Here is a 26,694-nt window from a genome sequence, read left to right on the forward strand (position 1 = left end):
TGGCCTCACTCGCCGCCGTCGGCGGCGCGTTTGGCGCGCCAGGCGTCGAGCAGCCGGTTCTGGAGGCCGAACATCTCCTTGGCCTGCTCCGGTTCGGCGTGGTCGTAGCCGAGGATGTGGAGCACCCCGTGGACGGTGAGCATGTGCATCTCGTCGGCGGTGGAGTGCCCGGCGTCCTTGGCCTGGGCCTCGGCCACCTCGGGCGAGAGGACGAGGTCGCCGAGGATGGGCGTGCCCGGCTCGGAGGAGTCGGGGCGGCCGGGCATGGCGTCGTCCATCGGGAACGAGAGGACGTCGGTGGGCCCGGTGCCGCCCATCCAGCGGCGGTTGAGCTCGGTCATGTGCTCGATGTCGACGATGAGGACCGAGAGCTCCGCGAGCGGGTTGACCCCCATCTCGTGGAGGGCGAAGTCGGCGACGGCGCGGATGCCGGACTCGTCGACTGCCAGCCCCGACTCATTGATGATCTCGATGCCCACGGTTTCCTCGCTGCCCCTTCTTCGGGCCGCCCTGCCTGGCGTCCCACTTCTCGTAGGCGTTCACGATATCGCTGACCAGCTGGTGCCGTACGACGTCGTCGGCCGAGAGGGTGGCGAAGTGCACGTCGTCGACGTCCGCGAGGATGTCGCGGACGACGCGCAGCCCGGAGGTGGCGTTGCCGGGCAGGTCGACCTGGGTGATGTCGCCGGTGACGACGATCTTGGAGCCGAAGCCCAGGCGCGTGAGGAACATCTTCATCTGTTCGGGCGTGGTGTTCTGCGCCTCGTCGAGAATGATGAACGCGTCGTTCAACGTGTTGTGCGTGACCAGGTAGTCCTCGGTGACGTACAGCGAGTCGGCGGCGGCGACCTGGATGCACACCGCCTCCTCCTCGCCCGCGTGCTCGATGGAGTCGATGAAGCGCATCGGGCGGCCGCCACGGGAGGCGTTGTACTTCGCCGCCTTCCGCTCGAGCCTGAACGGCTCGATGCCTTCGGGAAGGCGGATGTCGACGACGTGGGCGTCCTGGCGGTACAGGACCTCGCGGCCCTTGGCGCGGCCCGGCTTGCGGCCCTCGGCGGGCCGACGGCGGGTGTAGGCCACGCCCCCGAGCGACTGCACGAGTTCGACCACGTGGTCGCGGAGCACGATCGAGGTCGTCGTGTACTGGATCCGGCAGGTGCGGTCCTTCTGGGCGACCGGCCCGCCGTCGGAGTCCAGCAGGCCCTGAAGCAGTGCAAGACGGACTTCGGCGGTGTTGAACCTGTAGACCTCGGGAATGAACTTGCTGTGCGACTGCGTGCCGATGAGCTCGAGTTCGCGGAGCACCTCGGTCACCGGGTTCGCGATCGTGATCACATCGCCGGTTTCGGCGATGCGGTTGAGCACGTAGTCGGGACCTGCCTTGTGGCGCACGCGGACGCCTGGGAGCGCCGATTCGAGCTCCGCTGCGAGTTCCGGGTCGGCAGTGCTGAACGACGGTGTGGTGGAACCGGTGAGGCATCCGTCCCCGAGCAGCAGCCCGAGTGCGTAAGGGTCCATCGGGACCGCGCGTTCAGGGAACCGAGCCGGTGCGCTGATCAGCGGCAGCTCGTACTTCCGCTGGTGATGGACTCGGAGATCGTCGATCATCTCCTGGGTCTCGAGGATGCGGTAGGGCTTACCGCGGCGCTTGTCAGCGGCGGTCTTCACCGCCCAGAGGTGTTCCGCCGTAGCCAGCGTGAACGCCCCGTCCTGCGTCATGACCCGGAAGATCTCCTTCTTCCCCTGCGGGAAGACGCCGAGAACCGGGGTCGGTTCGCCGTTCGAGCCGACGACGAGGTCGCCGACTTCGAGCTCACCGATCGGCCGCCAGCCGTCCGGAGTCAAGACGTTGGTGAACACCGGATGGGCGCGGCCCCGCATGAAGGCCAGGGGCGCCACTTCGATGGTGCCGTTCTCCATGAGCTTGGGGATGGAGGCCGGGTCGATCATGTCGTGCAGCGCGTCGTAGAGCGGGCGCAGGTACGGGTCGATCTTCTCGAAGAGCGTGCCGGGCAGGAAGCCCAACTTCTCGCCGGCCTCGACGGCGGGCCGGGTGAGGATGATCCGGTTGATCTCCTTGGACTGGAGCGCCTGCACGGCCTTGGCCATCGCGAGGTAGGTCTTGCCGGTGCCGGCGGGGCCGATCCCGAAGATGATGGTGTTCTCGTCGATCGCCTCGACGTAGCGCTTCTGGCCGAAGGTCTTGGGCCGGATGGCCTTGCCGCGCTTGGAGATGATGTTGTGCGTGAGCACGTCGGCGGGGCGTTCGCCGGGCGCGGCCTTGAGCATGTTCTCGGTGCGCCGGATGATGTCGGGATCGACGTTCTCGCCGTTCTCGATCAAGGCGAGCAGCTCCTTCACGAGTCGTTCGGCGGCGTGCAGGTCGCCGTTGAGTCCGGTGAGGGTGATGGTGTCCCCGCGCACGTGGAGGTCGACGCCGGGGTTGCGGCGCTCGAGGTAGCGGAGGTTCTCGTCGGCGCGGCCCAGCAGTGCCATGAGCGAGCCCTGGTCGCCGACGGTGATCGTGGACGTGATCGTCGAGGTGTTCTTGACGTTGTCAGAGCGGTCGGTCATAGGCTTCGCCCGCCAGGGCTGTTCGCCACCTGCTTCCTCACTTGCGGTCCTCAGCGGCCGTTGGTCCGCTGCATGAGCCTCAATGGTAGTTCCTGGCCGCGACGGGGAACAACGAGTAATCGAGGCGGCGGTGTGATTTCAGGCCGAGACCATCGGTCCGAGCGGTTTTCCGCCGACCACGTGGAAATGCACGTGGAAGACGTCCTGGCCGCTGTCGGGGCCGGAGTTGGCGATCAGGCGCCAGCCGGAGTCGGCGACGCCTTCGGCTGCGGCGACCTCGGCGGCGACGGCGAGGACGTCGCCCGCCAGGGCCGGGTCGGCGGCGGTGAGCTCGGCGACGTTCGCGTAGTGGTCCTTGGGGATGACCAGCACGTGCGTGGGGGCCTTCGGGTAGAGGTCGCGGAAGGCGAGGACCCGTTCGGTCTCGGCGACCTTGGTGGAGGGGATCTCCCCCGCGGCGAGCTTGCAGAAGAGGCAGTCGGTGTCGGTCATTCGATGGATCTTAGTCACCAGCGGCCGAGGCGGGCCTGGAGCACCGCGAGGGCGGCGGGCCCGGCGGTGGAGGTGCGCAGGACGGTGTCGCCGAGGCGGACCGGTTCGCCGAACTCCTCGAGGGCGGCGAGCTCGTCGGGGCTGATGGAGCCCTCGGGGCCGATGACGAGGGCGATCTCGCCGGTCTCGGGCAGGTCGGCCCGGGAGAGCGGCAGGGTCGCCTCCTCGTGGAGGACGAGCACGCGGGCGGCGGCGCGCAGGCGCTGCACGAGCCGCCTGGTGGTGTGGAGCTCGGCGACGTGCGCGAGGTGGGCGCGGCGGGCCTGCTTGGAGGCCTCGCGGGCGGTGGCGGTCCATTTGGCGCGGGCCTTGTCGCCGCGGGGGCCCTTCCATTGGACGATGGAGCGCGAGGCGGCCCAGGGGACCACTTCGTCCACGCCGATCTCGGTGAGCATCTGGACGGCGCGTTCGCCGCGGTCGCCCTTGGGCAGGGCCTGGACGACGGTGAGCTTCGGGTCGGGGGCCGGGAGGGTGCGCCGGTCGAGGATGTCGAGGCGCAGGGACCCGCGTTCGGCGGCGGTCACGCGCGCGGCGGCGAGGCCGCCGGCGCCGTCGGCGAGCAGCAGCGTCTCGCCGGGCTGGAGGCGCTGCACGTCGGCGGCGTGGTGCCCTTCGGGCCCGTCGAGGGTGAAGTCGTCGGCGGCCGGGAGGGCGTCGACGAGGAAGACCGGATCGCTCACCGGGACAGCCTAATCACGGCGGGGGCGCGGGTACGGGCGACCGCCCGCGGTGTGCGGTCGTACTTTGTACGGCTTATCGATATTCGCCGTACAAAGTACGGTGTACGACGCACGTCGTAGCGTTCGACATCGCCCGATAACCGTGCGCCGCACGATTCACCTTGCTCATCGCACAAAGTACGTTGTACTTAGTACGTCATACATCGCACGCTCAGCATGAACGCGAACACATCACCGCGCAAAGTACACCGTACTGCGTACGAATTCGCGCCTAGGCGTGGCCGTTGAAAGCGTCCCTCATCCGGCTAAAAAAACCGGAACCGCCTTTGACCTCTTTGATCTCCTCGTCGCGCAGGCTCGCGAGCTTCTTCAGGAGCTCTTCCTGCTCGGCGTCGACCTTGGTGGGGGTGCGCACGTCGAGTTCGACGAACAGGTCGCCGCGGGCGCCGCCGCCGCGCAGCTTCGGGACGCCGTGGCCGCGGACCTTCTTGACCGTCCCCGGCTGCGTGCCGGGGGAGAGCTCGACCTCGACCTGGTCGTCCAGGGTGTGGATGTTCAGCTTGGTGCCCAGGGCGGCCTGCGTCATCGGCACGCGGACGCGGCAGCGCAGGTCCGAGCCCTCGCGGGTGAAGACCTCGTGGGGCTTCTCGTGGACCTCGACGTACAGGTCGCCGGCGGGGCCGCCGCCGGGGCCGACCTCGCCCTCGCCGGAGAGGCGGATGCGCATGCCGTCCTCGACGCCCGCGGGCACCTTCACGGTGATGCGCCGGCGCGAGCGCACGCGGCCCTCGCCGCCGCACTTGCGGCACGGGTCGGTGATGATCGTGCCGTAGCCCGAGCAGGCCGAGCAGGGGCGCGCGGTGCGGACCTGGCCGAGGATCGTGCGCTGCACGACCTGGACCTCGCCGGAGCCGCCGCAGGTCGTGCACGCCTGCGGTTCGGTGTTCCCCTCGGTGCAGGAGCCGTTGCAGGCGTCGCAGAGGATCGCGGTGTCCACGGTCAGCGTCGACTCGGTGCCGAAGGCGACCTCCTCGAGGTCGAGGTCAAGACGCAGGAGGGCGTCGTTGCCCGGCCGGGTGCGCGAGCGCGGGCCGCGGCGGCCGAAGCCGCCCATGGAGCCGCCGAAGAAGGCGTCCATGATGTCCTCGAAGCCCATGAACGGCGCGCCCGCGGCGCCGCCGGGGGTGCGGGCGAACGGGTCGCCCCCCGCGTCGACGACCGCGCGCTTCTGGGGGTCCATGAGGACCTCGAAGGCCGCGTTGATCTCCTGGAGGCGCTCTTGAGCGTCGGGCTCGTCGCTGACGTCGGGGTGGTACTTGCGCGCCAGCTTCCGGTACGCCTTCTTGAGCTCGTCGTCGGTGGCGTTCCGGTCGACGCCGAGAATGCCGTAGTAGTCCTTAGCCACGTGCGCTCTGTCCTGTCAGCGGTTCTGTTCCAAAATCTCGGACACGTACCGGGCCACGGCGCGAACGGCCGCGATGGTGCCCGGGTAGTCCATGCGGGTGGGGCCGAGGACGCCCATGTGGCCGACCACCGATCCCGGCCCGTATCCGGCGGCGACCACGGTGGTCTCGCGGAAGTCGTCGATCTCGTTCTCGTCGCCGATGCGGACCGTCAGGAGCGCGTTGGAGTCGGCCCGGCCCAGGAGCTGCATGAGCACGACCTCCTCTTCGAGCGCTTCGAGGATGGGCCGCATGGACCCGGCGAAGAAGTTCCCGGCCCGGGTGAGGTTGGCGGCGCCGGCGACGGCGAGGCGCTCCTCGGTGCGGGCGACCACGGTCTCGCGGAGCACGCGGGCGAGGGCCTCGGCGCTGTCGCGCAGTTCGGGGCGGGCCAGGGAGGCGAGGTTGGCGATGATGCGGGGGGCGTCGGCCAGGGCCCTGCCCTGGAGCTGCTCGTTGGCGAGCCGGCGCAGTTCGAGGACGTTCTCCTCGCTGAGCTCGGCGGGCACTTCGACGTAGCGCTGCTCGACCCGGCCGGTGTCGGTGATCATGACGATCATGAGCCGGGTCGGGGTGACCGCGACGATCTCGAGGTGGCGCACCGAGGAGCGGTTGAGGCTCGGGTACTGGACCACGGCGACCTGGTGGGTGAGCTGGGCGAGCAGGCGCACGGTGCGGGTGACGACGTCGTCGAGGTCGATGGCCTCGGAGAGGAAGCGGTGCACGGCGCGGCGCTCGGCCGACGAGAGCGGCTTGATCTTGCCGAGCCGGTCGACGAACAGGCGGTAGCCCTTCGCGGTCGGGATGCGCCCGGCGGAGGTGTGCGGCTGCTGGATGTAGCCGGCCTCTTCGAGGTAGGCCATGTCGTTGCGGACCGTCGCGGCGGAGACGCCGAGGGCGTGGCGCTGCGCGACCGCCTTGGAGCCGACGGGCTCCTGGGTCGCGACGTAGTCCTCGACGATGGCGCGCAGGACTTCGAGCTTGCGATCGTCCATCGCCTCCACGTCCCCTCGGTCTCGAAGCCAGTCGGTCAGGTCCCGCGAACTGAGCTCGGGCTCAGTCGGCCGGACTCAAGTTTGGCACTCCCGGTCCGGGAGTGCCAGTCTACGTGTGCGGTCAGGCGGCCGGGAGGACGAGCGCGCCGTTGTCGTCGACGGTCACTCCGGCGTCGCCGAAGTCGTCGGCGAGCTCGTTGAGGTCGTCGAACGCGCCGTTGTCCTCGTCGACCTGGGGGTAGCCGTCGCCGTCCATGCGGGTGGCGACCGCCTGGGCGGCGGTGATGGTGCCGTCCTCGCTGATGGTGACGGAGACGACGGCCGAGCGGCCGAGCGGCCCGTCGGTGGCGAAGAGGTTCTGGCCGCCGCCGAAGTTCCCGAGCGAGTAGGCGATGAGCTTGCCGTTGTAGAGCTCCATGCCGCGCAGGACGTGGGGGCCGTGGCCGAAGACGAGGTCGGCGCCGTTGTCGACGCAGGTACGGGCGAAGGCGCGGGTGTCGCCGCGGTCCTCGCCGAGGTAGGTCTCGACGCCTTCGGGGACGTGCCGGTGGTCGGTGCCCTCGGCGCCGAGGTGGGCGGTGGCGATGACGATGTCGGCCTGCTCCTTGGCGGAGGCGACGAGGGCGGCGACGGCGTCGAGGTCGCGGTTGTCGGTGTAGAACGTGTACGGCGCGAAGCCGACCAGGCCGACGGTGAGGCCGTTCTCGGTCTCGACGAGGCAGACCTCGTCCTTGATGCCGCAGATCTCCATGCCGGCCTCGCGGACGGCCTCCTGGGTCTCGGTGGCGCCGTCGGGTCCGGCGTCCCAGCCGTGGTTGTTGGCCTGGTTGAGGACGTCGAAGCCGGCGTCGGCGAAGACCTGGGCGTACTCGGCGGGCAGCCGGAAGTAGGTGCACTGGCCGCCGCCGCACTTGTCGAACTCGAGGGTCGAGAGGGCGCCTTCGAGGTTGGCGATGACGACGTCGCCGGTGAGGAGGTCGGTCACGCCGTCGAAGAAGCTGGCGCCCTCGTCGGAGGCCGTCTGGTTGGGGTAGGAGCCGGGCATGGTGTCGCCGACGTGCGTGATGGTGATCTCGCGGGGCGGTTCGGGCGAGGGCGACTCGGAGGGGGTCTCCTCGGCGGCGCCGGCGCCGCCGTCGTCGGCGGGGGGCGGCTCCTCCTCGGAGCAGGCGGCGGCCGCGGCGAGGCCCGCGGCGGAGGCGACGAGGAGGCCGCGGCGGCGCAGGGTCGCGGCGGCGGGGGATGGCGTGTGCATGGGTGGCGGGCTCCGGTGTCGGGGGACGGGGGCGGGGCTGGGCGGCGGCCGGTGCGTGTCGGCGCACGATGGGGGGCCGTCGCGGCCGCGAGGCGCACGAAATGTGAGGGTGCCTCGGCGACGGTGTCAAATCTACGGGTCGCCCGCTCGGGCGTCGTCAGGCGGTGAGGTCTCTCACCACGGCGTCGGCGAGGAGGCGGCCGCGCAGGGTGAGGGTGAGCCGGTCGCCGTCGAGGGTGGCGAGGCCGTCGGCCACAACGCGTTCGACCGCGGCCGCTCCGGCCGGGCGCAGGGCGCCGACGGGCAGTCCGCTCGCGAGGCGGGTGAGCAGGAGCACCCGCTCCAGGTGGCGGTCCTCGTCGCTGAGGACCTCGTGGCCGGCGGCGGGCAGGCCCTCGGCCAGCGCGGCCGCGTACGTCGAGGGGTGCTTGTGGTTCCACCAGCGCACGCCGGGCAGGTGCGAGTGGGAGCCGGGCCCGGCGCCCCACCAGTGGCCGCCCTCCCAGTACAGGAGGTTGTGGCGGCAGCGGGCCTCGGGGGTCTTGGCCCAGTTCGAGACCTCGTACCAGGAGAACCCGGCCGCGGAGAGCGCGGCCTCGGCGGCGAGGTAGCGGTCGGCGGCCACGTCGTCGGAGGGCTGGGGCACCTGGCCCGAGCGGATGCGGCGGGCCAGGGCGGTGCCCTCCTCGACGATGAGGGCGTACGCCGAGACGTGGTCGACCCCGGCGTCCACGGCCGAGGCGAGGCTGTCGGCGAAGTCGGCGGCACTCTCGCCGGGCGTGCCGTAGATCAGGTCGAGGCTGACGTGCTCGAACCCGGCCCGGTGGGCGTGGGCGACGGCGGCGAGGGCCTTCGCCGGGGAGTGCTCGCGGTCGAGGATCTTGAGCACATGGGAGGCGGTGGACTGCATGCCGACCGACAGGCGGGTGAAGCCGCCGTCGTGGAGTTCGGCGAGGTAGTCGGCGTCGACGGACTCGGGGTTGGCCTCGGTGGTGGCCTCGTAGCCGTCGGCGAGCCCGAACTCGCGGTCGATCTCGGCGAGGATCGACGAGAGGTCCGCGGCGGACAGGAGGGTGGGGGTGCCGCCGCCGAAGAACACGGTGTCGACCTTCGGTCGCTCATCGAACATCGCTGCGGCCGAGCGGATCTCGGCCTTGACGATCGCGGCGTACGTGTCGCGCGAAACGCCCGCCCCGAGCTCGGCGGCGGTGTAGGTGTTGAAGTCGCAGTAACCGCAGCGGGAGACGCAGAACGGCACGTGGACGTAGAACCCGAACCCTGCCTCCCCGGTCGAGGGGTCGTCGGCGGCCGCGGCGACGGCGGCGGTGGGCGAGGTCACGGCGGCGGGCGAGAAGGCGGGCACGCGTCAACGGTAGCCGCCGGACGCGGCCGCGGACGCTCCTCGCGTCACCGCGGGCCCCGGGAGGGGAGCCGCGAGCCCCGCAGCCGGGGCCTCGCGACCGGCGGCGTCGGCCTCGCCGGGCCCTACCGCGCCGGTGGCCGGCCGGGACCCGCTCCGCGGGCGGGAGCGGCCTCGGGGCCAGGTGCGCTTCTCGGCGATCTTGCGGTGAACCCGCTCCGCACACGGGAGCGACCTCCGCGGCGCAGCTGGTCGAGACCGGCCTCACCAGGGGCCCGCTCCGCGCGCGGACGCGACGCCTCCTCGGCGGGCGCGGGCGCCGGCCTGCGCAGGGACCCGCTCCACGCGCGGGCGCCGCAGGATGTCAAGGTACTGACGTGGACAGCAATGACGCTCTCATCCGATACCGTCCGGCCCTGAACGTGGCATCGATCACCCTCGACGCCCCGCAGCGGCGCAATGCGCTCTCGACTCGCATGATCGGCGAGCTGCGCGAGGCCCTCGCGAAGGCGGTGGCCGACCCCGAGGTGCGGGTCGTCGTGATCGGCCACACCGGGCCCGTGTTCTGCGCCGGGGCCGACCTCAAGGAGTCCGCCGCGGCGACGGCCCTGGAGGAGCTCCCGGCGGCGCACCTCGCCGAGCTCCTCGCGGAGATCTGCGAGGCCCCCAAACCCGTGGTCGCGGCCGTGAAGGGCGGCGCGAAGGGCGGCGGCATGGGGCTGATCGCGGCAGCCGACCTCGTCGTCGCCGTCCACGACGCGCCCATGTCGTTCAGCGAGGTCAGGCTGGGCGTGGTCCCGGCCGTGATCGCCCCGGTGGTGGCCCGCAAGCTGAGCCCGGGCCTGATGCGGCGCCTGTTCCTCACCGGCGAGTCCTTCGACGCGGCGACCGCCCAGGACTGGGGCCTGGTCGCGGCCGCGACCGCCCCGGACGCGTTCGGGCAGCGGCAGGAGTCGGTCGTCGAGAGCCTGCTCGCGGGCGGGCCTTCCGCCCAGGCGGGCATCAAGGACCTCACGGCCGCACCGGACCTGCGCGACCGCCTGCGGGCCGAGGCGGCCCGAACGGCCGAGTACTTCTTCTCCGACGAGGGGCGCGAAGGGGTCCGTTCGTTCATTGAGAAACGCCGTCCGGCCTGGGTAGGCTTAGCCGCCCCGACCGACCAGATCGGAGTCTCCCGTTGCGCGTCCTCCCCGCCCTGACCTCGCTGCTGCTGGCCGCGGCCCTCGTCGGCTGCACCGACGACCAGCGGGACCTGCTGCGCCCCACCCCGACCGGGTGCTACTTCGGTGCGGGCGAGGACCGGACGCACCTGTCGGCCGAGCAGGCCGCGAACGCGGCCACGATCGCGGCGGTCGGCCACCGGGACGGCATGGACGAGCGGGCCGTGGCCGTGGCGTTCACCACTGCCTTCCAGGAGTCGGAGCTGATCAACGTCGACTACGGGCACGACGACTCGCTGGGGCTGTTCCAGCAGCGCCCGAGCATGGGCTGGGGCACCGAGGAAGAGCTCATGGACCCGGTGTACGCCTCGTTCAAGTTCTACGAGAAGCTGCGGCGCATCGACGGCTGGCAGGACATGACGCTCGCCGAGGCGGCCCAGGCCGTCCAGGTCAGCGCCTACCCCGAGCTGTACGAGAAGTGGGAGGACGAGGCCACGATGATCGCCGCGGCGCTCGCGGGCGGCCAGGAGTCGGGGCTGATGTGCGTCAGCGGCACCGCCGACGAGGTCGCGTCCGACCCGGCGTCCCTGGCCGAGGCCTACGAGTACCAGTGGGGCATCGAGGCGACCAGTGTGGACGATTCGACGGTGGTGATCGGCCCGTACGAGTCGGTGCCGGGCTGGAACCGGGCCGCGTGGGCGGTGGCGCGGGCCTACGACCACTCGATCGCGAGCGTCGAGTACGCCGGGAGGGTCTGGACCCCTGGGGAAGAGGGCTGGACCGCGCCCGAAGCCGAGGGCGAGGCGACCGAGGTGAGCAGCGAGCCGTCGACCATCGTCGTCACCTTCGCGCCACCGGAATAGGCGCCGCCGCGCCACAGGGGCCCCAGAGTTCGGCCGCGGTTCACCGCCGTGTCGTCCGCAGGTTCCAGGACATCCATGCTTGCTTGGTGGTCTGTACGGGTCAAACCCGCACAACCCCCGTCAAAGCGAGGTCCACATGCGCCTGTCGCGCCGAATCCTGCTCGCCTCCTCCGCCGCCACCGCCGCCGTCGCGGTCCCCGCCGCGGCCCGGGCCGAGACCCGCCACCCGACCCTCACCGCGGACCCCTTCACCCTCGGCGTCGCCTCCGGCGACCCCGAGCCCGACGGCGTGGTCCTGTGGACCCGCCTGGCGGTCGACCCGCTCGCCGAGGACGGCATGGGCGGCATGCCGAACGGGTCCTTCGACGTCAAATGGGAGGTGGCGAGGGACGAGCGGTTCCGACGCCGCGTCGCCTCCGGCCGGAAGGAGACGGCCGCCGAGATCGGCTACAGCGTCCACGTCGAGGTCGACGGCCTCGACGCGGGCCGGGAGTACTACTACCGCTTCAGGACCGGCCGGTGGACCTCCCCGGTGGGCCGGACCGTGACCGCCCCCTCGCGCCGGTCCATGCCCGACGAGCTGCGCATGGCCTTCGCCTCGTGCTCGCAGTACGAGCACGGCTACTTCACCGCCTACCGGCACATGGCCGAGTCCCGCCCCGACCTGATCCTGCACCTCGGCGACTACCAGTACGAGTACAAGGCCGGGGTGTACAACTCCCCCGACGGGAACGTCCGCGACCACGAGGGCCCCGAGACCGTGTCGCTCGCTACCTACCGCCAGCGCCACGCCCAGTACAAGGCCGACCCGGACCTCCAGGCGGCGCACCTGGCCGCGCCCTGGCTGGTGGTGTGGGACGACCACGAGACGGAGAACAACTGGGCCGACGAGGTCCCCGAGGACGGGTCGGACACGCCGGACCGGGAGGACTTCCTGGCGCGCCGGGCCGCGGCGTTCCAGGCGTACTGGGAGAACATGCCGCTGCGCAGGTCCTCGGTGCCGCAGGGGATCGACATGCAGCTGTACCGGCGCGTCCAGTGGGGCCGCCTGGCGAACTTCCACATGATGGACACCCGCCAGTACCGCGACGACCAGGCCTGCGGGGACGGCACGAAGACCGACTGCGCCGAGGCGTGGGACGAGTCGCGCACCATCACCGGTGCGGCGCAGGAGGAATGGCTCATCGACGGGTTCCACTCGTCGCGGGCGCGCTGGGACGTCCTGGGCCAGCAGGTGTTCTTCACCCAGCGCGACGCCGACGCGGGCGGGCCCCTGCGCACCAGCATGGACGGCTGGGACGGGTACGCGGCCTCGCGGCAGCGGATCATCGACGGCTGGGTCGAGGCCGAGGTGCGCAACCCGGTGGTGCTCACCGGTGACGTGCACACGCACTGGGCCGGGGAGATCCTGCCGGACTTCCCGGACGCCCAGGCCCCGTCGGTGGGCGTGGAGCTGGTGGCCACCTCGATCACCTCGGGCGGCAACGGCGCGGACTCGGTGCCGGAGGACAACTCGGCGCTGAAGATCAACCCGCACATCAAGTTCCGCAACGCCCAGCGCGGCTACGTCGAGACGGTCATCACGCCCGACCAGATGGACGTGCACTTCCAGGTGGTGCCGCAGGTGACCGTCCCGGACGCACCGGTGTACACGCGCCGGTCGTACACGATCGCCGACCGAGAGCGGACGCTCCACCAGACCTACGACCGGCCGGTGGACGTCTCGACGATGTCGACGAACGACAGCCCGTTCGCCGACTCGGACGAGCTCGCGGACGACCGCCTGAACTGAGCGGCCCCGCGATCGCAGCGGCGGGCCGGACCGCGGTCCGGCCCGCCGCGTTCCGGTATTCCGGGCTCTTTCCGAGAGGTGCGGAATTGCCATGGAATGCCGTATCCGACAGGGAACAGCGCAGCGGAACCGTACCCCCGGGAGTGGTGAGTCAGGGCTACAGTGAACAGTGAAAGCACACCCTTCTCTTGCCCGGAGCAGCGACTATGACGTACCCCCCGCAATCGCCCGAACCGAATCAGCACGGCGCCGCGCCCGGCCCCGGACCACAGTCCGGCCCCACCGGCGACTTCGCACTCGAATGGGGCATCAAAGAACACCCCGACCGCCCGAAGAAGGTCAATCAGCTGACGCAGTTGATGTGGGCCTACTTCGGCCTGTCGGTGCTCATGCTCCTGTTCGCGGTCGTCGGCGTCGCGACCGCGCCCTGGTGGATCGCCACCGGCTTCATCGTCGCCTCCGGGATCGTCGGCCTGATCTTCCACAGCGCGTCGATCGGGATCGCCTGGCTCGTCACCAAGGAGAAGCTCGGCGTGTTCGGCGCCCAGGACCCGCGCATCCCGCTCGCCGTCGGCCTGGGGCTGCTGGGGCTGTTCTCCCTCGGCGGGCTCTTCGGCGGATGGGGCTGGTTCATGGCCTTGAGCGTCCTCGTCGGCCTGGCCCGCCTGGCCGCCGTCGGCGCCGCGTTCTACCTGCTGTACCAGCCCGAGGTCGGGCAGTGGCTGGCGTCGCGGCCGGGCAACCGGCCGAAGCCGCCGGTGCCGCCGCAGCACCCGGGCGGCCACCCGCAGCAGCCCCCGGCCCCGGGGTACCCGCAGCAGCCCGCGCCCGGCCAGGCGCCGCCCCCCGGGCAGCCGCCGGTGCAGTGACGCCGCCGCCTCGAACACGAAGGGCCCGGCCGCGATGCGGCCAGGCCCTTCCGTGCGTTCGGCTCAGTTCTCGTCGGTGCGCAGCGCGGCGATGAACGCCTCCTGGGGGACTTCGACGCGGCCGATGTTCTTCATGCGCTTCTTGCCCTCCTTCTGCTTCTCGAGGAGCTTGCGCTTGCGGGAGATGTCGCCGCCGTAGCACTTGGCGAGGACGTCCTTGCGCAGGGCGCGGATGGTCTCGCGGGCGATGATCCGCGACCCGATCGCCGCCTGGATCGGGACCTCGAACTGCTGGCGCGGGATGAGTTTCTTCAGGCGCTCGCTCAGGCGCACCCCGTAGGAGTAGGCCTGGTCCTTGTGGACGATCGCGGCGAACGCGTCGACCTTCTCGCCCTGGAGCAGGATGTCGACCTTCACCAGGTCGGACTCCTGCGAGCCCTCGATGTCGTAGTCGAGCGACGCGTAGCCCTTGGTGCGGGACTTGAGCTGGTCGAAGAAGTCGAAGACGATCTCGGCGAGCGGCAGCGTGTACCGGATCTCGACGCGGTCGGTCGAGAGGTAGTCCATGCCGATCTGGACGCCGCGCTTGGTCTGGCACAACTCCATGACCTGCCCGATGTACTCCTTCGGGGTCAGGATGGTGGCCTTGGCGACCGGCTCGGTGATCGAGTAGATCTTCCCTTCGGGGAACTCCGAGGGGTTGGTGACCTCGACTTCCTCGCCGTCCTCCTTCACGACCTGGTAGACCACGTTCGGGGCGGTCGAGATCAGGTCGAGGTTGAACTCGCGCTCGAGGCGCTCCTGGATGATCTCCAGGTGCAGCAGGCCCAGGAAGCCGACGCGGAAGCCGAAGCCCAGCGCGGCCGAGGTCTCGGGCTCGTACTGGAGCGCGGCGTCGTTGAGCTGGAGCTTGTCGAGGGCCTCGCGGAGGTTCCCGTAGTCGGAGCCGTCGATCGGGTAGAGCCCGGAGTAGACCATGGGCTTGGCCTCGGTGTAACCGGGCAGCGCGGCCTGGGCGGGGTTCTTGTTGAGGGTGACGGTGTCGCCGACCTTCGACTGGCGCACGTCCTTCACGCCGGTGATCAGGTAGCCGACCTCGCCGACGCTGAGGGCCTTGGCGACCACCGGCTCGGGGCTGATGACGCCGATCTCCAGCAGCTCGTGGTCGGCCCTGGTCGACATCATGCGGATGCGGTCGCGGGCGTTGAGCTTGCCGTCGACGACCCGGATGTAGGTGACGACGCCGCGGTAGACGTCGTAGACGGAGTCGAAGATCATCGCGCGGGCGGGGGCGTCGGCGTCGCCGGTGGGGGCGGGGACCTGCTCGACGACCGCGTCCAGCAGCTCGGCGACGCCGGCGCCGGTCTTGCCGGAGACGCGGTAGACGTCCTCGGGTTCGCAGCCGATGAGGTTCGCGATCTCCTCAGCGTACCGGTCGGGGTCGGCCGAGGGCAGGTCGATCTTGTTGAGCACCGGGATGATCGTGAGGTCGTTGGACATCGCCAGGTAGAGGTTGGCGAGGGTCTGGGCCTCGATGCCCTGCGCGGCGTCGACCAGGAGGATCGCGCCCTCGCAGGCGGCGAGGGAGCGGGAGACCTCGTAGGTGAAGTCGACGTGGCCGGGGGTGTCGATCATGTTCAGGACGAAGCCGCTGCCCTCGTGCTCGCCGGAGCGGGAGGTCCAGGGCATGCGGACGGCCTGGGACTTGACGGTGATGCCGCGTTCGCGCTCGATGTCCATCCGGTCGAGGTACTGCGCGCGCATCTGGCGGGCGTCGACGACCTCCGTGATCTGCAGCATGCGGTCGGCCAGGGTGGATTTACCGTGGTCGATGTGCGCGATGATGCAGAAGTTCCGGATCGTCTCCGGAGCGGTCGAGCCTGGCGCGTTGGTCACGTTGACCTTCCTTGATCGGATAGGGCGGGTCCGCCAATTCTGCCTTACCGGCCGGGGGAACCCCGCACAGCCAGCGGGAAAAGGCGCCCCGCTCACCCCCGGGGCCCGGCAACCGCCCGAGCGGCCCGAAAACGGGGCGCGATCGACCCGCCCCCGGCGCCCTGAGCGGCTCCGGAATGTCACGCCGCCGGACCGCCACCACGCCGCGGGCGCAGGAAGCGGCTCCGGCCGCTTCGAGATGTCACACCTGCCGGGCACCATCGAAACCGGGGGCGGCTCCGAACTCCCCCGTTCGAGCGACCCCCGTTCCACCGCGCCCGCCGGCCGCTCCCCGACTCGCGAAGAGGCCGCTTCCGCCGTACGGCGGAAGCGGCCTCGGCCGACTCGAACCTCGGCTCGGCTACGCGGCGACCTCGGCCTTCTCCCGTTCCTCGACGCCGACGCCCCGCACCTTGGCCCGGAGCGCGCCCGCGATGAACAGCACCGCGCCCGCCGCGAGCCAGGCGCCGAGCACCCACACCGCCGTCGACGCGCCGTGGCCGTCGAAGTACGCGGTCGACCGCAGCAGCGTCCCGCCCGCGCCCGGCGTCAGGTACTGGCCGAACCCGCCCCACGGCGCGGGCAGCAGCTCCGGCGCGCTGGTCATGCCCGACAGCGGGTTCCCGACGAGCATCACGATCGCCGCGCCGACCCCCAGTCCGGAGCGGCCCAGCAGCTTCACCAGGCCGAGGATCGGCCACGCGGTCGCCGCCGTCGCGAGCGTCAGCGCCCCGGCCACCGGGAGGAAGTCGCCGTCGAGCGATTCGAGCACGTACAGCAGGACCGCCGCGACGCCCGCGCCCACGGCCGGCGGGGCGAGCACCGCCGCCGCGACCTGGCGTCCCGTGCCGCGCACCGTCAACCCGATGAGGGCGGCGACCAGGATGCCGCCCATGGCGAGCGGCAGGGCCGAGGCGGCGAGTCCGGCCCCGTTCGGGTCGTCCGCGGGCAGCGCCACGAGGTCCTCGACGGTGACCTGGACGCTGCCGGGCTGCCCCGCGGCCTGGCCCAGCTGGGCCGCGACCTGCTCGGCGATACCGGTGACCAGCCGCGCCACCGCTGGGGAGGCGGCCGAAGCGGTGTAGGCGGTCACGCCTTCGGGCGCGACGGCGAGGGCGGCGTAGACCTCGCGCTCCTCGACGAGGGCGCGGGCCTGGTCGGCGTCGGCCGCGGCGGTGACGTCGAAGCCGTCCGGCTGGGCCTCGTCGAGCTGAGTCTGGACCTGCTCGGCGGCCGTGTCGGGCCCGATGACGGCGATCGGGACCTCGTGGGGGCCCATGTCGGCCGAGGGCCAGGCGAAGGCGAGGGTGATGAGGCCGACGATGAGCGCGACACCGGCGCTGAGGCCGATCACCCGCCCCACCGGGGTGGGCTCGGGGGTGTTGGCTTCCATGATGGTTTCCATTCATCCGTAAGATACGGTCCGTATCTTGATGATCTCAAGGTAACATAAGAAACGGTCGGTATCTAGGGGGTCAGGTGGAGCGCAAGACGGGGACCAGACGTCGCGGCGAGGAGCTCGAGCAGGCGATCCTCGACGCCGCGCTCGAGGAGTTCCGCGAGACCGGCTACGCGGGATTCACCATGGAAGGCGTGGCCAAGCGGGCCGGGACCAGCAAACCGGTCCTCTACCGGCGCTGGCCCAACCGGATGGAGATCCTGCTCGCCTGCATCGCGAGCCGACTGCCCGACGCCGACACGGTGCCCGACACCGGAACGCTGCGCGGCGACGTCATCGCCCTGATCACGCTGGCCCACGGCCGCATGATCGTGATCGGCCGGACCGCGATGCTCGGGATGCTCGCCGAAGTCAGCGCCGCCCCCGAAGCGCACGGCCCGCTGCTCGCGAAGCTGGTGAACGAGATCACCGATCTTCTGAACAAGGCCGTGTACGCCCGCGCGATCGCCCGCGGCGAGCTCACCGAAGCCCACCTCACCGAGCGCCTGCGGCGCCTCCCGATCGACCTGGTGCGCAGCGAGGTCATCCTCTTCGGGGCCGCCTCCCCCGAAGCGCTCGTGAGCATCGTCGACGAGGTGGTCCTGCCCGCGCTCCGGGCCCGCGGCGCCGCGGTCTGACGGCCGCGCCCGCCGGCGCGGGGAGCGCCGCGGAGGGATTCGGGTATCGCGGGTAACAGTGCGGCCCCTGGTCGGAGGCGACGCCCGCGACCTGGTGTAACCTGGTCCGCGGTCATGCTCCCAGGGCGTGTGCGAAGCTCGGCTCCTGGTAACGTTGACAGGCGCTCGGAGTGCCCTCTGCCTCCGACGCGATCAATTAAGGAACCAAGCAATCACGAAACTGAGGCTTCACGCGTGGCGAACATCAAGTCCAAAGAAAAGCGCATTCTGACGAACGAGAAGCGCCGGATGCGCAACAAGGCAGTGAAGTCGTCGCTCAAGACCGCCGTCCGGAAGTTCCGTGAGGCGTCGGCCACTGGCGACGTCGCCGCTGCAGAGACCCACCTGCGCGCCGCCAGCCGCGAGCTGGACAAGGCCGCCACCAAGGGTGTCATCCACAAGAACCAGGCCGCGCAGCGCAAGTCCAAGCTCGCCGCGTCCTACAACAAGCTGTCCGCGTCCGCCTAAGCGAGCACGCGAAGAGCGAAAAGCTTCAGAAGACCCAGGGGCGAGCCCCTGGGTCTTCGGCGTTCCCGGCCGCGGCCCGCCCCGCTGTTGTCGGACCCCCGTGCCACCCTTGTGATCGGGGGCGCTCCGAACCGGCTCCCGAGGCGCCGGCCGCTGCCCGCCGTCCCAAGGCCGCGCCCCGCTCAGCCGTCTTTCTCAGCCATCCCTCTCAGCCGTCCTTCTCAACCGTGGCGCTCGAGCGTCCCCGCGATGAAGTCGTTAAGCTTCACCATCGCCGCGACCGCGAGCGGCAGGATGAGAACGACCCACCACGACACCAGCTCGGTCAGCGCCATGAGCACCGCGAGCGCGAGCACCCCCTCGAAGAGCAGCACGCACCACACGTTCGAGAGGTACAGGTGCTTGAGACGCAGCATCCGCGCGTACCAGGGCCTGCGCGGCCTGGCCACTCGTCCGTGGCGGTACTCAGACACGGCGGGCCTTCCCTGCGGCGCTCAGGCGGGTGATCTCCAGGATCGCGTGCTCGAGGGCCCAGCCGCGGTCGTCCGCGCCGCCCTTGACCTCGCCGTTGAGCCTGGCGCACACCCGCATCGCCTCGGCCAGCGCGTCGGCGGTCCAGTTGCGGGCCTGCTTGCGGGACTTCTCGATCTGCCAGGGCGCCATGCCGAGCTGCCCGGCGAGCTGGGCCGCGCCACCGCGCTCGGCGGCGACCCGGGAGAGGTTGCGCACGGCCATCGCCAGCGCGTCGGCGATCGGCACCGGGTCGACGCCGACCTGCATCGCCCAGCGCAGCGCGCCGAGCGCCTCGCCGGCGTCGCCCGCGATGGTCGCGTCGGCGACGGAGAAACCGGAGACCTCGGCGCGGCCGGAGTAGTACCGGGCCACGCTCTCCTGGGTGATCTTGCCGTCGGTGTCGGACACGAGCTGGGCGCACGCCGAGGCGAGTTCGCGCAGGTCGGAGCCGACGGCCTGGATGATGGTGTCGGCGATCTCGGCCGAGGCGGAGCGCGGTGAGGCCCCGGCGGCGCGCAGCTCGCCGCGCACGAACGCGACCCGGTCGGGCTGGCGCTTGATCTTGGAGACCCGCACGACCTCGACGTCGAGCTTCTTCAGGCCCTCGGAGAGGCCCTTGCCCTTGTTGCCGCCGTTGTGACACACGGCGAGGTGGATGCCGGGTGCGGGCTGCTTCGCGTAGGCGATGACGGCCGCGGCGAGGTCCTTGTCGACGTCCTGACCCGACTCGATGATGCCGACGACGGCGCCGCCGAACAGGGTCGGACTGGTCAGCTCGGCGAGGGACCCCTTGGTGAGGTCGGCGCCGCTGACGCGGTTGACGGCGGGCTCGGGGTCGTTCTCGGGCGTCCCGGCGCGCACCGCCCTGACGTAATCGGCGGCGGCGCGCTCGGCGAGGAATTCGTCGTCGCCCAGGATCAGGCGGATGGGTTCGAGTGCAGCCACCGGACCATCCTCGCATGCCGCCCGGGACGGGCGGGGTTTCGACTGGGCCGACGTCTTCCGCGAGACCCCCGTTCGCTGCCGGTTCATGGCTTCGGCGCCCATCGTGTCCACCGTCCCAATCACCCAATCGGCGTCGCATCCGCGACCAGGGCTCACCACGGGCGGCAATCGAGAAACCTTCGCGCCGACCGCTTCTCTCTCTCTCCCCCCCCCCGCCCCGGCGATGCTCAGCCCTCGGTCGTCACCTCGAATCGGTTCCCGTTCCGCACCACCGTGATCCGACCCTCCTCATCAGTCCGGAACACCAACGCCCCCGCCTCCTCCAACAGCCCCAGCGGCCCCGGGTCCGGATGCCCGTACTCGTTGCCCTTCCCGACCCCGACCAGCGCCACCGCCGGGCCCGACGCCTCCAGGAACTCCCGCACCTGGAACGCCGACCCGTGGTGCGGCACCTTCAGCACGTCCACGTCCAGCGCCGCCCCGCTCCGCAGGAGCGCCTGCTGACCCTCCAGCTCCACATCGCCGGTCAGCAGCACGCTCGTCCCCGCCACCTCGGCGCGCACCGCCACCGAGTTGTTGTTCGGATCCGACCTGGTGCCGCTCAGCAGCTCCGAAGGCGGACCCAGCACCTCCAATCGCGTCTGCCCGAACTCGAACACCTCCCCCGGCACCGCCTCCAGCACCGGCACCGCCCCCGCCCGCTCCTCCACCAGCTCGAAGCCGTACCTCGCCTCCCCGGGCGGCGGCGCCAGGATCGCGGCCACCTCCCGGCCCTCCAGCACCCCGCCGATGCCCGCCGTGTGGTCGATATGGAAGTGGGACAGCACCAGCAGCGCGATCCGGTCCACCTCCAGCGCCTCGAGGCACGCGTCGACCGCGGCGGGCTCGGGCCCGACGTCGACCACCACCACCGCGTCCCCTGCCGGCAGTACCAGCGCATCCCCTTGGCCCACATCGCACATGGTCACCACCCACCCCGACGGAGGCCCGCCGGTCAGCAGGCATGCCGGGACCGCTCCGAGCCCCGCCGCGACGAGGACCGCCAGCAGCGGGCGCCGCAGCGCCCGCACCCGGGCCGCCCCGATCACCACCGCGAGCGCTCCGGCCGAGGCCAGCCCCCACCAGATCCCGCCGGGCACCGGCAGCATCGCCCCGGGCACTTCGGCCCCGTTGCGCGCCAACCAGATCAGCCACCGAGCGGGCAGCGCCGCCAACTGCGCGGCCACTTCACCGGCCGGGAGCCACACCGCGGCCGCGGCGGCCGCCCCCACCGAGAGCATGACCACCGGAGCGGCCACCAGTGCCGCGAGCAGGTTCACCGGCACCGACACCAGGCTCACGCCGCTGCCGAGGCCCACCAGGAGCGGCGTCACCGCCACCTGGGTCGCCAACGGGATCGTGACCGCCAGCGCCACCGACGGCGGCCAACCGCGGTGCTCCAGCGGCTTCGCCCACCGGAACGCCAGGAGCAGCAGGCCGACGCACGCCGCCACCGACAGCGCGAACCCCGCCTGCGCCGCCATGTCCGGGTCGGCCAGCACGACCACCAGGACGGCGGTGGCCAAGGCCGGCATCGCCGCGCGGGGGCGGCCGACGGCCAGCGCGAGCAACGTCACCCCCGCCATCACAGCCGCTCGCAGCACGCTCGGCTGGGGCCCGGCGACGACCACGATGGCCGCTGCGGCCAGCGTCCCGGCCAGGACCCGGGCCCGCGGCCCTGCTCTGAGCGCGAGGGCCACGGCCAGGACCGCCCCGACCACCAGGCTCAGGTGGTACCCGGAGACCACCACCAGGTGGACCAGGCCGGTGGACCGGAAGTCCGCGGCCAGCTCCGCGTCCATCATCGAGGTGTCCCCGACCGCCAGGGCCGGGATCAGCCCCGCCTCGGGCTGCGGCACGCCCGCGACGGCGGTCGCGAGCCGTTCGCGCACATGCGCGGCGAACCGGTGCGCGAACGCGGGCCGCCCGTCGAGCTCGGGAGGCCCGCGGGCGCTCACGATCGCGGCGGTGAGCCGCCCGGGGTCGGCCTCGCGGAGCACGGCCGGGGCGGTGAGCCGCTGCCCGGCGGTCGCCTGGCGCCATTCCTCGCCGCTGGCGACGATGAGCACCTGCCAATTCCCTTCGACCGCGACGTCGTCGGCGGTGAAGGCGCGCAGGCGCGCGGTCGCGGTGACCATGTCGGGTCTGCGCGTCGAGGGCTTCGGGACGGTGTGCAGGACGAGTTCGGCCTCGCCGCTGGTCTCCGCCTCGGTCAGGGCGGCGAGCCCCGGGTGGTCGCGGGCCGCCACGTGCACGGTGGTGACGCCCGCACCGAGGACGCCGCCGAAGGCGGCCGTGGCGATGGCGGCGGTGAGTCCGCGCTGCCGTTTGAGGCCCGCCAGCACCAGAGTGAGGCAGGCGAGTGCGGTGAGCGTCCCGGTGGCGACCGTGCCGTACAGGCCCGCCAGGGCCCCGGCCCAGACGCCGGCGGCCACGAGCGGCAGCCGCCAGTCCCGGCGGACCACTTCGGAGGGCGCGGGGCGCAGCGTGAACTCGGCGCTCATCGCGGCGCCTCCGAGTGCCGGTGCGGACGGGGCGCTGCGGGGTGTTCGGCGCCGTCCCGTCTGGAAGGGTCCGTTCCGGCGGCCGAGCGCGCCTCTCGACGGGCGGTCCGGCCATGCGTCGGCGTCGGCGTCGTCACAGCGTCACCTGCTCGCGGAGCTGCTCCAGCAGTGCCGAGCCGATCCCGGAGACCTCGGACAGCTCGTCGACCGACTGGAAGCTGCCGTTGGCCTCCCGGTACTCGATGATCCGTTCGGCGAGGACGGGCCCGATGCCGTTGAGCGCGTCCAGTTCCGCGGCACCGGCGACGTTGACGTTGACGAGTCCGCCCAGGGCCGCGCCGCCCGCCTCTCCGGGGATCACCGCGCCTGAGGCCGCGGCGTCGGGGACGGCGACGAGGTCGCCGTCGGCGACCACGCGGGCGAGGTTCAGGAACCCGGGGTCGGCGCCTTCGGTCAGGCCGCCGGCGGCTTCGATGGCGTCGGCGACCCTGGCGCCGGACGCCAGTTCCACGATGCCCGGTTCGTTGACGGCCCCGGCGACCGAGACGACGATCGTCTCCGGTGCCGCCGCGGACGCTTCGGGCGCGCCGGCGGGGGCGGTGGCGGCGGGCTCCTCGTCGGGCCAGGACAGGATCGTCACCGACAGGCCCGCGGCGGCGACGAGCGCGGCCACGGCGAGCAGGACCCAGCGGTTGAGGTGCGAGAGGCCGAGGCGCGCCTGGAGGTGCTCGAGGCGTTGGTCGAACCGCCTGGGCGGCGGGGGTGGTTCGGTGCCGTCGACGGGGTCGAGGGTCTCTTCGCAGATCCGGGGAGCGTCGTCGGGTTCGTTGAGTTTGAGGCGGAGCCGCGCGGCGAGCGCCGCCGGTTCGGGTGGCAGGCTGCGGTCGGGTGCGGGTGGCGGTTCGGTGGGCCGGGGTTCGGATACGCGTTGCATGTCGGGTCCAACGAGCGAAGGACGCGGCCGTGATCCAAGAATTTTCGGGCCTGTGGATAACCGGATCGGCCCTGTGGACGACTGCGGGAAGTGTGGACGGAGCCGCTGCGGGACGGCATAATCGCGGCGCGCGGGCGCTGCGATCAGGTGAAACCCTTTCGGGTGATATTCGTGCGCCGGAAGCGGAACGGGCCCGGTTCCGGCGCGATTCCTGTCGTACCCCCGCGGAACGATCGAGCGGCGCGACAGTTTCTTCCCCTCTCGTGGTGGGTGGGGGTTTGTGGACGGGGGCGAAGCGGCGCTTCAGATGAGCAGCGGACCCTTACGTGAGCCGCCGGGTGATGACCCCGACCAGGCCGGGGCCGCAGTGGGCGCCGACGGCGGCGCCGACCTCGGTCACGTCGATGCGCTGGAGCCGGTCCGCGAAGTGCTCCTCGAGCCAGCCCGCGAGCGCCTCCGCGCGGCGCTCGGCCCCCAAGTGGTGCACCGTCATCGCGACCTCGGCGCCACCGGCGTCCGCCACCGCGAGCGACGCCAGCCGCTGGAGCCCGCGGGTGGGGGTGCGGACCTTCTCGACCACGTCGATGCTGCCGTCCTCGACGCCCAGGATCGGCCGCACCGACAACGCCGTCCCCACGATCGCCCTCGCGGTGCTGATCCGGCCGCCGCGGCGCAGGAACTCCAGCGTGTCCAGGTAGAAGTAAGTGGTGGTGCGGCCGATCGCCTCCAGTGCGGCGGCCGCTGCGGCCAGCACGTCGGCGCCCTTCTCGGCCGCGGCAGCGGCCGCGAGCGCCGGGTACCCGACCCCCATGCCGGCGCCGAGCGAGTCGACCACGGCGACGCGACCCTCGAAGCCCGAAGCGGCGGCCTCCGCGGCCGCCACGGTCCCGGAGAGGCGGCCCGACAGGTGCACCGAGACGATCCCGCTCGCGCCCTCGTCCAGCAGCCGCCGGTACGTGGCCCGCAGCTCCTCCGGCGGCAGGCCCGAGGTCGTCACCGCCTGGCCCTCCCGCATCGCGTGCAGGATGGCCTCGCTGTCGACGTCCTCGCCTTCGCGGTGCTCGGCGCCGCCGATCAGCACCGGGATGCCGAGCACCGTCAGGCGGCCCTGGGAGGCGCGGAGCGCCTCGGGGAGGGCCGAAGTGGAATCGGTAACGACGACGACGGTCACGCCGCCACATTACCTAATCCGCGGTTTCGGCGTCCTCGACCACGAACGGGGTCCCCTGCTGGCAGATCGTCATCATGCCGCGGTCGACCTTGCCGTGGAGCGTGACCTCGGCGCCCGCGTACACGATCGACGAGTCGAAGCTGCCGTAGATCCCGTACAGCGTGCCCTCGTGCTCCAGCACCAGGCAGCCGGACTCGACGCCCGACTCGACGGTCCCGGAGATGGTCGTCTGCGAGCCCGAGCCGGGCTTGGAGGAGTCGCCGAGCGACGGGTCGAGGTACGGGGTGGTCTCGTCGGGCACAGGGCTCTCCTCGGATTCGCTGGCTTCGGGTGGCGAGCTCGCCTCGGTGGGCGCGGTCGCCGTCGCGGGCGCCTCCGACTCGTCGTCGGAACCGCCTTGGCCGGCGCCGCAGGCGGCGAGCACGGCGATCATGAGCGCGGCGATCAGCGGACCGGTCGGGCCCGTGAACCGTCTGACGCGGGATACATGCGTGTCCATGCCGGTTTGACGCCTCCGATCACGGCGCGGTTGCACCACGATCGAAGCCTAAGGCCGGCGGCGCGGCCGGGTCCAGCACTCGGCGGAGAGCGCCGCCGCTAGCGGCCGGCCTGCTGGCCCTTCGCGAGGAGGTGCTGCCCGATGGTGCTCGGCGCGGGGACGCCGAGGTTGTAGCCGTACAGGCGCCACTTGCCCGAGCGCATCCGCCGCAGGTCGGCCCAGTGCGCGTTGTCCATGCCCGAGAGGCTGCTGGTCGGCGTCTGGTCCCAGTCGAGGATGCCGCCGACGATCTGCCGCGCCGAACCGCCGTGGCAGACCACGATCGCGGTCCCGTCGACGTCCGACTCGACGATGTCGCGCACCGCGTCGGCCGTGCGGCGGTGCAGGTCGGCCCACGTCTCGATCTCGGGGTGCTGCAACGGCTCCTGCGCCCGCCACCGCCGGTGGTCCTCGGGGAACCGCTCGGCGATCTCCTGCTGCGTCAGGCCCTCCCAGGGGCCGTAGGCGCGCTCGCGGAGCCGCTTGTCGAGCTCGATCTCGACGCCGGTGATGTCGGCGACCGGGCGGGCCGTGTCGACCGCGCGCCGCAGGTCCGAGGAGATGATCCTGGTCGGCTCGTACACGGCCAGTTCGGGCGCGGCCTCGGCCGCCTGGGCCCTGCCGGTCTCGTCCAGGTCGATGTCGGTGGAGCCCTGGATGCGGCCCGCGATGTTCCACTCGGTCTGCCCGTGGCGGACGACGAGCAGGCGGTTCACCGCTCTTCCTCGATGTCCTCGATGCCGGCCTCGGCGCGGCGGCGCGCGCGGTCGTTGTCGGCCTCGTCCACGAACTCGATCTCGGGGCAGTCCTTCCACAGGCCGTCGAGCCCGAAGTAGTCGCGCGCCTCCTGGTGGAAGACGTGGACCACGATCTCGTTGTAGTCGAGCAGCACCCACTGCTCGCCGCCCTTGCCCTCGCGGCGCAGCGGCCGCGTGTCGTGCTCCTTGATGAGGCGCTCCTCGACCGCGTCGACGACCGCGTGGACCTGCCGCTCGTTCGAGGCCGAGACGATCACGAAGACGTCGGTGAGAGCGATCTTCGAAGTGACGTCACGGAGGTTGATGGCGAAGGCCTTCTTGTCGGCGGCCGCCTGGGCTGCTGCGAAGGCCAGGGTCTTTGCGGTTTCACTTGCGGTCACGAACGCTCCTGACAACGGGATTCACACCGGCGCTCCACCGGTCCAGGTCTAGTCTTACACGCTGGGTACGACGACAGCTTCCCTGTTTCGCGCCCGTCCCTGTGCGACGCGTCCCAACCCTCAATCGCGGTAGAGCGCGTGCTCGGCGATGTACTCGCCGACCGGGCGGGGCAGGAGGTACCGCACCGGTTCGCCGTCGCGGACGCGCTGGCGGCACTCGGTCGAGGAGACGTCGACCGCGGGCATGTCGATGAACTGGACGTCGACGCCGAACGAGGTGTCGACGTCCTTGCGCGAGTACCCGGGCCGGTTCAGGGCGATGAACTTCACCGCTTTGCACAGCTCCTCGACGCGGTGCCAGGTGTGGAGGTTCTCCAGGGAGTCGGCGCCGAGGATGAAGTACAGGTCGACCTCGTGGTCGTACTCGGCCCGCACGTCGGCGACCGTGTCGATCGCGTAGGTCGGGCCGTCGCGGTCGATGTCGCAGGTGCTGATGCGGAACAGCGGATCCGAGCCGACCGCGAGCCGTGTCATCGCGAGGCGGCCGGACGCCCGGGTGACATCGAGGTGGTGCTTCTGCCAAGGGTCGCCGGTGGGGACGAAGACCACTTCGTCGAGGCCGCAGCGGAACGTCGCCTCGCTGGCGGCCACGAGGTGCCCCAGGTGCGGGGGGTCGAAGGTCCCGCCGAACACCCCGATGCGGCGGACAGACTCGTGAAGCACAGCCGAATCCTATACCGCCGATGCATTATCGATCCATGCGAAAGGCCCTATCGCGTCGCGATAGGGCCTGGTTCGATGCAAGAGAAAAGGCCCGACGCTGATGCGTCGGGCCTTTTCACATGTTTA

General features: G+C 71.5%; 25 protein-coding genes. 6 read left to right on the top strand and 19 right to left on the bottom strand.

Annotation, left to right across the window (positions count from 1 at the left end; genetic code table 11):
• Window positions 1-5: 5 nt before the first annotated feature.
• The 8 genes from ybeY to hemW all read right to left on the bottom strand — a co-directional run bounded on the left by ybeY (window position 6) and on the right by hemW (window position 8,864).
• The gene (ybeY, locus tag LO763_RS26295) at window positions 6-479 is read right to left on the bottom strand and encodes an rRNA maturation RNase YbeY (protein WP_230790939.1); all 474 of its coding nucleotides are present in this window, start codon (window positions 477-479) and stop codon (window positions 6-8) included.
• Window positions 457-2,577 carry a PhoH family protein gene (locus tag LO763_RS26300; RefSeq protein ID WP_230790941.1) on the bottom strand — a complete coding sequence of 707 codons (2,121 nt, stop codon included), beginning with the start codon at window positions 2,575-2,577 and terminating at the stop codon, window positions 457-459. The genes ybeY and LO763_RS26300 overlap by 23 nt, the downstream gene beginning before the upstream one ends.
• A gap of 138 nt (window positions 2,578-2,715) precedes the next feature.
• Window positions 2,716-3,069: a histidine triad nucleotide-binding protein gene (locus LO763_RS26305; RefSeq protein ID WP_230790943.1), complete on the bottom strand. Its 354-nt coding sequence runs from the start codon at window positions 3,067-3,069 to the stop codon at window positions 2,716-2,718.
• 14 nt (window positions 3,070-3,083) lie between these two features.
• Window positions 3,084-3,809, bottom strand: coding sequence for a 16S rRNA (uracil(1498)-N(3))-methyltransferase (locus LO763_RS26310; protein WP_230790945.1), 726 nt, complete (start codon window positions 3,807-3,809; stop codon window positions 3,084-3,086).
• Window positions 3,810-4,080: 271 nt separating this feature from the next.
• Window positions 4,081-5,214 carry a molecular chaperone DnaJ gene (gene dnaJ, locus LO763_RS26315; protein ID WP_230790949.1) on the bottom strand — a complete coding sequence of 378 codons (1,134 nt, stop codon included), beginning with the start codon at window positions 5,212-5,214 and terminating at the stop codon, window positions 4,081-4,083.
• Between the two features lie 15 nt (window positions 5,215-5,229).
• Window positions 5,230-6,246, bottom strand: a complete 1,017-nt coding sequence (hrcA, locus tag LO763_RS26320) for a heat-inducible transcriptional repressor HrcA (RefSeq protein WP_230790951.1) — start codon at window positions 6,244-6,246, stop codon at window positions 5,230-5,232.
• A gap of 121 nt (window positions 6,247-6,367) precedes the next feature.
• Window positions 6,368-7,501 (bottom strand): CapA family protein, encoded by a 1,134-nt coding sequence (locus LO763_RS26325; protein ID WP_230790952.1) that lies wholly within the window; start codon window positions 7,499-7,501, stop codon window positions 6,368-6,370.
• Between the two features lie 157 nt (window positions 7,502-7,658).
• On the bottom strand, window positions 7,659-8,864 hold the full coding sequence (gene hemW / locus LO763_RS26330) for a radical SAM family heme chaperone HemW (RefSeq protein ID WP_230790954.1): 1,206 nt from the start codon (window positions 8,862-8,864) through the stop codon (window positions 7,659-7,661).
• A gap of 374 nt (window positions 8,865-9,238) precedes the next feature.
• Here hemW and LO763_RS26335 point away from each other — a divergent pair, with 374 nt between their 5' ends.
• From LO763_RS26335 to LO763_RS26350, 4 genes are all read left to right on the top strand, one after another.
• Window positions 9,239-10,060 carry an enoyl-CoA hydratase-related protein gene (locus LO763_RS26335; RefSeq protein WP_230790956.1) on the top strand — a complete coding sequence of 274 codons (822 nt, stop codon included), beginning with the start codon at window positions 9,239-9,241 and terminating at the stop codon, window positions 10,058-10,060.
• Window positions 10,039-10,884 carry a hypothetical protein gene (locus LO763_RS26340; protein WP_230790958.1) on the top strand — a complete coding sequence of 282 codons (846 nt, stop codon included), beginning with the start codon at window positions 10,039-10,041 and terminating at the stop codon, window positions 10,882-10,884. Before LO763_RS26335 ends, LO763_RS26340 begins: the two co-directional genes overlap by 22 nt.
• Window positions 10,885-11,020: 136 nt before the next feature.
• A complete protein-coding gene (locus tag LO763_RS26345; protein WP_230790960.1) occupies window positions 11,021-12,676 on the top strand; it encodes an alkaline phosphatase D family protein in 1,656 nt (551 codons plus the stop codon).
• A 206-nt stretch (window positions 12,677-12,882) separates the two neighbouring features.
• The gene (locus LO763_RS26350) at window positions 12,883-13,545 is read left to right on the top strand and encodes a hypothetical protein (protein ID WP_230790961.1); all 663 of its coding nucleotides are present in this window, start codon (window positions 12,883-12,885) and stop codon (window positions 13,543-13,545) included.
• 63 nt (window positions 13,546-13,608) lie between these two features.
• Here the strand turns inward: LO763_RS26350 and lepA are convergent, their stop codons facing one another.
• Together lepA and LO763_RS26360 are read right to left on the bottom strand one after the other, a co-directional pair.
• Entirely contained in the window at window positions 13,609-15,441 is a 1,833-nt protein-coding gene (gene lepA / locus LO763_RS26355) for a translation elongation factor 4 (RefSeq protein WP_230790962.1), read from the bottom strand.
• Between the two features lie 400 nt (window positions 15,442-15,841).
• Complete coding sequence (locus tag LO763_RS26360) at window positions 15,842-16,873, bottom strand: hypothetical protein (RefSeq protein ID WP_230790963.1); 1,032 nt, start codon at window positions 16,871-16,873, stop codon at window positions 15,842-15,844.
• 86 nt (window positions 16,874-16,959) lie between these two features.
• Here LO763_RS26360 and LO763_RS26365 point away from each other — a divergent pair, with 86 nt between their 5' ends.
• Window positions 16,960-17,556 (top strand): TetR/AcrR family transcriptional regulator, encoded by a 597-nt coding sequence (locus tag LO763_RS26365; protein ID WP_230790964.1) that lies wholly within the window; start codon window positions 16,960-16,962, stop codon window positions 17,554-17,556.
• Between the two features lie 234 nt (window positions 17,557-17,790).
• The gene (gene rpsT, locus LO763_RS26370) at window positions 17,791-18,063 is read left to right on the top strand and encodes a 30S ribosomal protein S20 (RefSeq protein WP_230790965.1); all 273 of its coding nucleotides are present in this window, start codon (window positions 17,791-17,793) and stop codon (window positions 18,061-18,063) included.
• 221 nt (window positions 18,064-18,284) lie between these two features.
• Here the strand turns inward: rpsT and LO763_RS26375 are convergent, their stop codons facing one another.
• The 9 genes from LO763_RS26375 to nadD all read right to left on the bottom strand — a co-directional run bounded on the left by LO763_RS26375 (window position 18,285) and on the right by nadD (window position 26,568).
• Window positions 18,285-18,536, bottom strand: coding sequence for a hypothetical protein (locus LO763_RS26375; protein ID WP_230790967.1), 252 nt, complete (start codon window positions 18,534-18,536; stop codon window positions 18,285-18,287).
• Window positions 18,529-19,521, bottom strand: a complete 993-nt coding sequence (gene holA / locus LO763_RS26380) for a DNA polymerase III subunit delta (RefSeq protein WP_230790968.1) — start codon at window positions 19,519-19,521, stop codon at window positions 18,529-18,531. The genes LO763_RS26375 and holA overlap by 8 nt, the downstream gene beginning before the upstream one ends.
• Window positions 19,522-19,748: 227 nt before the next feature.
• Window positions 19,749-22,064 carry a DNA internalization-related competence protein ComEC/Rec2 gene (locus tag LO763_RS26385; RefSeq protein ID WP_230790969.1) on the bottom strand — a complete coding sequence of 772 codons (2,316 nt, stop codon included), beginning with the start codon at window positions 22,062-22,064 and terminating at the stop codon, window positions 19,749-19,751.
• Window positions 22,065-22,197: 133 nt separating this feature from the next.
• A complete protein-coding gene (locus LO763_RS26390; protein WP_230790970.1) occupies window positions 22,198-22,998 on the bottom strand; it encodes a helix-hairpin-helix domain-containing protein in 801 nt (266 codons plus the stop codon).
• Between the two features lie 322 nt (window positions 22,999-23,320).
• Complete coding sequence (locus LO763_RS26395) at window positions 23,321-24,169, bottom strand: DegV family protein (protein ID WP_230790972.1); 849 nt, start codon at window positions 24,167-24,169, stop codon at window positions 23,321-23,323.
• Window positions 24,170-24,182: 13 nt separating this feature from the next.
• Window positions 24,183-24,668: a hypothetical protein gene (locus LO763_RS26400; protein ID WP_230790974.1), complete on the bottom strand. Its 486-nt coding sequence runs from the start codon at window positions 24,666-24,668 to the stop codon at window positions 24,183-24,185.
• A 98-nt stretch (window positions 24,669-24,766) separates the two neighbouring features.
• A complete protein-coding gene (locus LO763_RS26405) occupies window positions 24,767-25,423 on the bottom strand; it encodes a histidine phosphatase family protein (protein WP_230790975.1) in 657 nt (218 codons plus the stop codon).
• A complete protein-coding gene (rsfS, locus tag LO763_RS26410; protein ID WP_230790977.1) occupies window positions 25,420-25,845 on the bottom strand; it encodes a ribosome silencing factor in 426 nt (141 codons plus the stop codon). Before rsfS ends, LO763_RS26405 begins: the two co-directional genes overlap by 4 nt.
• Before the next feature lie 120 nt (window positions 25,846-25,965).
• Window positions 25,966-26,568: a nicotinate-nucleotide adenylyltransferase gene (gene nadD, locus LO763_RS26415; protein ID WP_230790979.1), complete on the bottom strand. Its 603-nt coding sequence runs from the start codon at window positions 26,566-26,568 to the stop codon at window positions 25,966-25,968.
• Window positions 26,569-26,694: the final 126 nt, after the last annotated feature.

Source organism: Glycomyces amatae (assembly GCF_020991375.1).
Classification (GTDB): Bacteria; Actinomycetota; Actinomycetes; order Mycobacteriales; family Micromonosporaceae; genus Glycomyces; species Glycomyces amatae.